General features: G+C 63.1%; 7 protein-coding genes and 1 pseudogene. 1 reads left to right on the top strand and 7 read right to left on the bottom strand.

Annotated features, from left to right (window positions below; translation table 11 throughout):
- Positions 1–330, bottom strand: a pseudogene (locus tag NW835_RS01395) (peptidase M3); the annotation flags it as partial.
- A 158-nt stretch (positions 331–488) separates the two neighbouring features.
- Between NW835_RS01395 and NW835_RS01390 the strand changes: the two are divergent.
- The gene (locus NW835_RS01390) at positions 489–2,039 is read left to right on the top strand and encodes a YifB family Mg chelatase-like AAA ATPase (protein ID WP_414414321.1); all 1,551 of its coding nucleotides are present in this window, start codon (positions 489–491) and stop codon (positions 2,037–2,039) included.
- Between the two features lie 121 nt (positions 2,040–2,160).
- Here the strand turns inward: NW835_RS01390 and recF are convergent, their stop codons facing one another.
- The 6 genes from recF to NW835_RS01360 form a co-directional block, all read right to left on the bottom strand.
- Positions 2,161–3,327, bottom strand: coding sequence for a DNA replication/repair protein RecF (gene recF / locus NW835_RS01385; RefSeq protein ID WP_414414319.1), 1,167 nt, complete (start codon positions 3,325–3,327; stop codon positions 2,161–2,163).
- A gap of 128 nt (positions 3,328–3,455) precedes the next feature.
- Positions 3,456–4,007 carry a DNA-binding protein gene (locus NW835_RS01380; RefSeq protein WP_414414318.1) on the bottom strand — a complete coding sequence of 184 codons (552 nt, stop codon included), beginning with the start codon at positions 4,005–4,007 and terminating at the stop codon, positions 3,456–3,458.
- Positions 4,008–4,218: 211 nt separating this feature from the next.
- Positions 4,219–5,259, bottom strand: a complete 1,041-nt coding sequence (locus NW835_RS01375; protein WP_414414320.1) for an anthranilate phosphoribosyltransferase family protein — start codon at positions 5,257–5,259, stop codon at positions 4,219–4,221.
- A gap of 39 nt (positions 5,260–5,298) precedes the next feature.
- Positions 5,299–6,252 carry a LysR family transcriptional regulator gene (locus NW835_RS01370; RefSeq protein WP_414360891.1) on the bottom strand — a complete coding sequence of 318 codons (954 nt, stop codon included), beginning with the start codon at positions 6,250–6,252 and terminating at the stop codon, positions 5,299–5,301.
- A 155-nt stretch (positions 6,253–6,407) separates the two neighbouring features.
- Entirely contained in the window at positions 6,408–7,250 is an 843-nt protein-coding gene (locus tag NW835_RS01365) for an ABC transporter ATP-binding protein (RefSeq protein ID WP_414378144.1), read from the bottom strand.
- A gap of 36 nt (positions 7,251–7,286) precedes the next feature.
- The coding region (locus NW835_RS01360; RefSeq protein WP_414414317.1) for a CmpA/NrtA family ABC transporter substrate-binding protein at positions 7,287–8,501 on the bottom strand (1,215 nt) is incomplete at its 5' end.

Here is an 8,501-nt window from a genome sequence, read left to right as displayed (position 1 = left end):
CAGCTCCAGAGGGAAAAACAGCAAGTGGCTCTGCAGGGAAATAGCCCGCTCCAGGTCCCTCCAGTTGGGGACTGCCCCTGTCCAACCGGAGTCAGCTGGGATCCCTTCCCTGTCCCCGGCGAGGTGGGCCGCCAGAGCTTGCGTCAGCTGCGCCAAGATCTGCAGCGCCTTCCCCAGCTCTGGTGGGCTGAGCTGGGCCACTTGCCCCCGGTAGCGCCGGGCAAACTGCTGCACCTGCTCCTCCAGATCATTCCAGCTTGGGGCACCCTCTTGCCCAGAGCTGGCGAAACGCTCAAAAGGGGGTTCAGCCGTAGGAAAGACCACCAGCACCAGCCTCCTAGAGATGGGGGCATCCCCTCTTTGGCTTGTCAGCTAAGCCAACCCAGCCGCAGCTGAGGATTAGGCCTGCACAAGCCAATGTACTTCCTCCAGGATAGGTGTCGGGAGACAATCATTGGTGGAAAAGCTTTCCAGAGGAGGCGACGCTTTTGTTTGCCCAGGTCACTGCTGCTGCTCTACTGGGACTCAAGGCCGTGCGGGTCACGGTGGAGGTGGACGTTGGCGGTGGCTTGCCGCAGATTACCCTGGTGGGGCTGCCCGACACAGCCGTTCAAGAGGCCAAAGAGCGGGTACGGGCAGCCATCAAGAACTCCGGCTTTGCCCTGCCGCAGCGGCGGATCATCGTCAACTTGGCCCCCGCTGATCTGCGCAAAGAAGGCCCCAGCTTTGATCTGCCCATCGCCATCGGCATTCTGGCAGCCGCAGGAGTGGTTGAGGGAGAAGCGCTGGCCAACACCCTGCTGCTGGGGGAATTGGCCCTGGATGGCACCCTGCGTCCCGTAGCGGGCGTTTTGCCCATTGCCGCCAGTGCCGCCGAGATGGGGATCCGCCGCCTGGTGGTGCCCCAGGAGAATGCTCCGGAAGGAGCCCTGGTGCAAGGGATCCAGGTGTATGGGCTGCCCTCTTTGGCGGCGGTGGTGAGCTGGCTGCAAAACCCCCAGGGAGTTGAGCCAGTGCGGATCCAGCCGGAGCAGCTGCTGCCCCCTGAAACGGAACCCTTACTGGATTTGGCCGATGTGAAGGGGCAGGAACACGCCCGGCGGGCTCTGGAGATTGCGGCGGCCGGCGGGCACAACCTGCTGCTGGTGGGCAGCCCAGGAGCGGGCAAAACCATGCTGGCGCGGCGTCTGCCCGGCATCCTGCCCCGGCTGCAGTGGGAGGAAATGTTGGAGATCACCCGCATCTACTCAGCAGCGGGCCTGCTACGGCAAAACCTGCACCTAGGACGCCAGACTCCCCTGATTACGCAGCGACCCTTTCGGGCTCCCCACCATTCGGCCTCGGCGGTGGCGCTGGTGGGTGGTGGCCCCTACCCCAAGCCTGGTGAGATCTCCCTTGCTCACCACGGTGTCCTGTACTTGGACGAACTGACGGAATTCCGCCGTGAGGTGCTGGAGGTGCTGCGCCAGCCTTTGGAAGACGGCAAGGTTACCATCTCCCGCGCCCGCGTTTCTTTAGAGTTTCCCGCCCAAACCACCCTGGTGGCCTCCACCAACCCCTGTTCCTGCGGCTTCTACGGGGATCCCGTTCAGCCCTGCACCTGTACGCCGCAGCAGCGGGAGCGCTACTGGTCCAAGCTCTCCGGCCCGCTGCTCGATCGCATTGATTTGCAGGTGCGGGTCAACCGCCTCAAGCCGGAAGAAATTGTCCGCCTCCAGGGGGGCGAATCCTCCCAAGCGGTGCGGCAGCGGGTGGAACGGGCGCGGCAACGCCAACGGCAGCGCTTCCAGGACGAACCCGGGATCCACTGCAACGCCCAAATGCAATCTCGCCATCTGCGGCAGTGGTGTGTTCTGTCGGATCCCTGTCGTAAGCTCCTAGAGAGTGCCATCCAAAAGTTGGGTCTGTCTGCGCGGGGGAGCGACCGCATCCTCAAGGTGGCCCGCACCATTGCCGACCTGGAGGGCGCCGAGGCCATTGCCCCCACCCACCTTGCCGAGGCGATTCAGTATCGCAGCCTGGATCGCGGGCGGCTCTGAGCCCAAGCGCTCCGCGCCGCTCACGCGACCACCCCCGGCCCCTCTCCCAGAGGGAGTGATGCCCTCACCCCCGGCCCCTCTCCCAGAGGGAGAGGGGAGTATGCTGGGGGATTGGCTTGCTTTAAGCCAAGGGGAGTGAGGCGGGGGAGGGAGAAATTTGCCCCTGGTGCACGTGAAGGATTTGCGCTCCCTTGAGCCAAGCGGTGTCAAAGGATCCTAGGTGGGTGGTGGTAACCAAAGTTTGCACCCGCTCTTGAATGGCCCCTAAGAGCTGGTTTTGGCGGTGCAGATCCAGCTCCGCCAGCACGTCGTCCAACAGCAGCAAGGGCGGATCCCCCTTCACCTGCTCAATCAGCTCCAGCTCCGCCAGTTTGAGGGCCAAGACCAAGGTGCGCTGCTGCCCCTGGGATCCGTAGGCACGAGCCAGCCGTCCGTCGAGGCTCAGCTCCACCTCGTCCCGGTGGGGGCCGACCAGGGAAGTGCCCAAAGCCTGTTCGGCAGCGGCCCTGGCGCGGATCTCTGCCAAGAATTGGGCCTGAACCGCCGCGGGATCGGCCTGGGGATCCGGCAGGGGCACCTGGGGGCGATAGGTGAGGCTGAGGGTCTCCCGTCCGCCGCTGATGGTTTGGTGCCAGCGGGCGGCCAGGGGTTCTAGCCGCTGCAACAGCCGGGCGCGACGGCGCACGATACGACTGCCGCTGGTGGCCAGTTGTGCGTCCCAGAAGGCCATCTGAGAAGCTTTGTTGCTGGCGGCTCCTTGCGTCGGCGGGATGGAATCCTTGGGATCCTGCTTCAAGAGGGCATTGCGCTGCTTGAGGATCTGGCGATACTGCTCCACCAAGTCGGCATAAACAGGCTCCAGTTGGATTAACACCCCGTCTAGCCAATGGCGTCGCGCCTCTGGCCCCCCTCGCACCAGCTCCAGATCCAGGCTGGAGAACACCACGGCACTCACCTGCCCCAAAAAGTCAGATTGTCGCCGTAGCACCTGGCCGTTAACCCTCAGGGATCGCCCCCCCTGGCTGCGCAGCTCCATTGCCAGCTCGTGGGCCACCCCCAGCCGTTCCACGGTGGCGGCAATCCGCGCCCTCTCTTCCCCCTGCTGCACCAGCTCCCGATCCCGGCTGGCCCGCCGCGAGCGCAAGGTGGCCAAGAGCTCCACTGCCTCCAAAAGGTTGGTCTTGCCCTGGGCGTTCTCCCCCACCAGGATGGTCTTGGGCGCCTCGAAGGGGATCCCCTGATCCCGGTAGTTGCGGAAGTGCCACAGGTGCAGAAAACGCAGGTACACTCGACGAGGGTGGGCTACTGACTCTGGATTTCTGGGAACAAGAACGGCCCCCGCGGCGGGGGCCTTTACTCTAACGCAACTGCTGCAGGGTTAGGAGAAGAGAGCGGGCTGCCTCAACCAGGGGGCGCTTAGAGGCTGCCCAGGGATCCCAAACCGCTCAGGCGCTCTGCCGCCAACAGATGCAACGCAGCGCGGGCCGAGTGGTGGGCAGCCTTGCTGCGGCTGTAGTCGGCGAAGGTGTAGCTGCCCGGATCGGTATTGACCCTGCTCAACAACTCTTGGGCTTGCTGCTGCAGCTCGGCCACAGGGCCGGCGGTGATGTTGGCGAAGGCCATCTCCGCCTGCAGCCGGCTGAGGGACTCTTGGGCGCGCAAGGGGGCCTCGAAGAAGGAACGGCCAGGACGGCTCCCAAAGCCCAACTCCGCTTCGTAGAGCGCCTTGGCGGCTTTGGCCAAGTTTTCCGCCGCTTTGGCCTGCTCGCGGACGGCGAAGACATTCGCCCTTTGCAGAGCGTTCTGGGCCTCGGCCAAGCTCTGGCGGCTCAGCTCCAGGAGACGGGCGGCTTCCGGAGAGGATCCCCGCTGGGCGAAGAAGCTGGCTTCCGCCAGGTGCCGCTGGGCTTTGGCCAGGTCGTGGTTGGCCCACTCCAGCTCCCGCGGGCTCTGCCAACTCGGCTGCATCGGTACGGGGGCGGCGGCTCCGATGGGCTTGCGCCGGGGATCCCAGCACCAGGGGAGTGAGGAGCAGCAAAATCGGCAGGGAACAGCCGAGGGCACCGGTGAAGGAAGCACGGATCGGCAGGGTTACAAACTCCAATCGACAGGACAAGCCGGTTTGGGGTTGGCCCCGTGGGCTTTCCCTTGCGGAATATCTTGAGGCAAGAAGGGATCCCTAGGAAAACCGGGCCAGGTGAGCCTGTTGTTGGAGCTGTTGCAACTTTTCCCTCACCCGGCCAGAGCGGAGCAATTCCTCGGCTTGCTGGATCCCCTCGCTGAGGGAGTGAGCATAGCCCAGCAGCCAGAGGTAGCTACCGCCATTCCAGAGTACTGCTGGCGCAAGGGGGGAGGGATCGCCGTTGAGGAGCTGGTGCATCTGCCGCAGCAACTCTTTCTCCTCCGCCAGCGGGATCTCGGGGCCGGCCAGGTGATGGTCGCGGGCTTTGAGCAGCAGCCGTTCCCCACAGTGGTTGAGGATAGCCGTCCGCTCCCGCGGTAGGTCGCTGCTGCCCTCTAGTCCCTTGACCGTGGTAAAGCTTCGGATCCCTTGCAGGGCAAACAACTCCAGCATCGTAGCCTCGGTAGGGGGGTGCACGTAGCCAGCCACCAAATGAAAGGGGCCCTCGTAGGGTGACCAGACCAGCTCCAAGGTGGCCAGGGGAGGGCGCTTGCCAATTTGATCCCGGTACTCCATCAGGGCCTGGGCTTGGGGAAAACAATCTGGTAAATACAAAAATCCCAAGCCCGTTTGCTCCAGGGACTGGCCCACTTGCTCCAGCGACCATCCTCGCCAGTCCACCCCCAAGCCTCGCCAGACCACCTCCAGAGGCAGACCATACTTGGGAGGGCAAAAGCCGGAGCCATGCAGCAAAACGGCTGCCCCCGCCGCTGCCAATACCAGAGCCACCAACACCCCTAGCGGTGCTGTGCGGGAGCGGCCATCGTAGGGGTGGCCAAAGATCACCAAGGGGTGGGGCAGATCCCGTTGGCGAAGGCGAGGGCCGTACTCGGCATAGGCATCCAACATACCAGCCAGCTCTTCGGCGGTGGGGCGCTTGATGCGGTGGGCAATCAAGAAGGCCCCAATCTGGGCTGGGGTGGCTTTGCCCGCAAGGAGCAGCCAAGTAGCCTGGGCGGCTTCGCCGCGGGTGAGATCCTCGTGGGTGTGGGTGCCACTGCCAATTTTCTTCAACAGCTCGCGAAACTCATGGCTCATAGCCTTGGCAGTCTGGAGCGGGGGAGGGTAAGTCTCCAACTAAGCCGACAGCACCTTGGCCGGGACCAACGCCTCGACGTCGGACCTCTTAGAAGGAGCAGGCGGGCGGAGCAGTTGGGCTGCCAACTGCAAAAAGCGGCGAATGGGTGGGATCTGATAGCGGTCACGGGTGGTAACTGCCACCACCTGTCGCTGCAACAAGGGGGGTTCAGTAGGCCGCACCTGGAGTTCTGGGTCGGCGTGGCAGTCCACCAGAGCGGATTCTGGCAGGAGGGCAATCAACTGCCCCTGGCGAACGACGCCGCGGAAGGCATCCAGCGTGTTCAGCTCCAGCGCTGCCTTGAGAGTTAACCCTTGGCGGGCCAGGTGGGATCCCACCCAAGCGCGCATAGCATAGCCATCTTTAAATACGGCCTGGGGGTACTCGGCCAACACTGGCCAAGGGATCCGCTCGTAGCGGCTAAGGGGATGGCTGGCGGCCATCAACACCTGAATGGGCTCCGAATACAGCGGCTCCACCACCAGTTCAGCTCCCCGCCTCAGCCAGGGATTTTCCATCACCAAAGCCACATCCACCAGCCCATCCTTGAGCACCTTCAAAGCGCGGTCGCTGCCCAGGGCCGTGACCCGCAACTGCACCTGCGGGTACTCTCGGCAGAACTCCTGGAGCACCGGCGGCAGTCGATAGGCAATCAGCGAGTGGATCCCGGCAACGCAGAGCTCGCTTTGCTCGCCCCGTAGCCATTCCCGAATGCTCTCTTGGGCCTGCTGCCACTCCTGACAGATGCGCCGGGCATGGGGTAGGAGCCGTTCCCCCGCCACTGTCAAAGCCAGCGGGCTCTTGCGATGCAGTAGCGGAGCGCCCACCTCTTCTTCCAAGGCCTGAATTCGGCGGCTGATGGCAGACTGGGTCAAGCCACTGCAGCGGGCAGCAGCCAAAAAGCTGCCGCTTTCGACGACGTTCAGGAAAGCCTGCAACAGCTCCAAACGCACCGAGAACCTCTCCGGAGTGATGGCCCAACTGCTGTGGGATTTTAGCCAGGGATCCCTCGACTTGGTGTAGGTACCGCTACCAAACCGTGCTGTAAGACTCTGGTATTGGGGAGGAGCGCTGCTCGCCGTGCCGCCTTGACGAGACTGGCTCCCCCTCAATCCAAGACAAGGGCGGCGCGACGGTAGAGAAAGTCGAGGGCAGAGTTGCGCAATTCGTAAAATTCCGGCATTTCCATGATGCGCGCGCGGCTGCGCGGTCGCCCAAAGGGGATCGTCAAAATCTCGCCAATATGGGCAGCAGGGCCATTGGTCATCATCACCACCCGGTCTGCCAGATAAAGAGCCTCGTCGATGTCGTGGGTAATCATCAAAACCGTGCAGCGGTGATCTCGCCAAATGGCCAGCAGCTCATCCTGCAGCTCTTGCTTGGTAATGGGATCCAAGGCCCCGAAGGGCTCATCCAGCAACAGCACTTCTGGGCGCACCGCCAGCGCGCGGGCAATGGCCACTCGCTGCTTCATACCCCCGGAGAGCTGCTTGGGCCGCTTGTGGGCTGCTTCGGCCAAACCCACGAGTTCTAGGTGTTCTTGAACGATTTCCCTTTTCTCTCTAGGGGATTTATCGGGATAGACCTGGTCCACCACCAAATAAACATTTTCAAAAGCCGTCAGCCAGGGCAGAAGGGAATAGTTCTGGAACACCATCATCCGATCCGGCCCTGGGGCGGTGATGGGCTGGCCCTTGAGGGTAATGGATCCCGAAGTAGGAGCAGAAAACCCGGCCACCATGTTGATCAAGGTGGACTTGCCACAGCCGGAGTGGCCGATGATGCAGACAAATTCGCCGGCGGCCACTTCCAAGTTGACATTTTCTAGCGCCACAAAGGCTCCTGCCGCCGTAAAGTAGGTCTTGCCCACATTCTGGAGGGAAAGAAGGGGCAGACCTGAGAGGGAAGAGGCTGAAGAAAAGGACAAAGAAGTTAAGCGAGAGTGGGTCATCATAAAGCCTTCCAGTTGAGTTCAGTAGGGCAAAAACTAGACCTTGCTGAGGGGGTATTCCTGCAGCTTCAGCTCCTGGCGAATGGCCACCGACTCCAGGTAGTTCAAGGGATCCTCGCCATCAAAGCGGGATCCGTCGGCAAAGAGCAAAGCCCCGCGATCGTGGGCCCGATCCGGCAGCCCCAGTTCTCTGGCAGCTAGGGCGTAGGTTTTGTCATCCAGCACTTGGTCGAGGACAGCAACCCAATTGCGAGGGAAGGGGCAGATGCCCCAGCGAGCCATCTGCGTCAGGATCCAGAGGTGCTCCAAGCGTTCGGGGCAGGTGTTGCGCCCGTTGGCAAACTGGTGGAAACCGACAATCACCTGCGATTCATCGGCAATGCCCCGCTGCAGGATGCCCCTCCACCCCGGCTCCAGATCGGCTGGGGCCACGCCCACATACTGGGGCGGGCCCAGCCACTCCAGGATCTGGGGACGGTGCTGCGGCTGATCGCAGTAGTGACAGGCCTCCAGCAGCGCCTTGACCAGAGCCACGTGGGTGCGGGGGTAGCTTTGGGCCCAGTCTTGGCGCACCGCCAGGACTTTCTCGATGTGGCTGGGCAAGAGTTCGGGAGTGGTGGCAACGATAACCCCCACCTGTTCCCGCACGGCGCGGGAGTTCCAGGGTTCGCCCACGCAGTAGCCGTCGATGTTGCCGGCCTTGAGGTGGGCCACCATCTGCGGCGGCGGGATCACCGTCAACGTCACCTCTCGATCCGGATCCACGCCGCCGCTGGCCAGCCAATAGCGCAATAGGAAGTTGTGCATCGAGGCCGGGTGCACCACCCCCAGCGTATGAACCGTATCGGGAGTTTGGCGGAGGTACTGGCGAAGATCCCAGGGGCTCTGGAAGGCCTGCAGCAGGAGTCGGCGCCCAAAGGTGATGGCGTTGCCGCCGCGGGAAACAGTAAGCGCAGTTACCAAAGGCACCGGTACCCCGCCCACCCCCAGGGTAGAGGCCAAAGGGATCCCGGCCACCACCAGGGCCGCATCCAGCCGACCGGAGCGGCTCCCTTCCCAGATGGTTTTCCAGCTCGGCTCCCTGACCAGCGTGACCTGTTCCAGGCCGTACTTCTGAAACAGGCCCTTTTCTTGGGCCACCACCAGAGGGGCGCAGTCGTTGAGGGGCACAAAGCCAATTGCCAAGTTGACTTTTTCCAGCCCCCCCTTGGCGATGGCCACACGGGTAGGAGTTTTCTGGCGGGCCCGCTT

The sequence above is a fragment of the Synechococcus sp. OH2 genome (assembly GCF_047462155.1).
Taxonomy (GTDB): Bacteria; Cyanobacteriota; Cyanobacteriia; order Thermostichales; family Thermostichaceae; genus Thermostichus.
Note: the sequence above shows the minus strand (reverse complement) of the source record. Positions and strands in the feature narration are given on the sequence as shown.

Coding starts and splice junctions, on each gene's coding strand:
- NW835_RS01380 (WP_414414318.1), bottom strand. CDS start 4,007: ATGCAGCCGAGTTGGCAGAGCCCGCGGGAGCTGGAGTGGGCCAACCAC.
- NW835_RS01365 (WP_414378144.1), bottom strand. CDS start 7,250: ATGACCCACTCTCGCTTAACTTCTTTGTCCTTTTCTTCAGCCTCTTCC.
- NW835_RS01375 (WP_414414320.1), bottom strand. CDS start 5,259: ATGAGCCATGAGTTTCGCGAGCTGTTGAAGAAAATTGGCAGTGGCACC.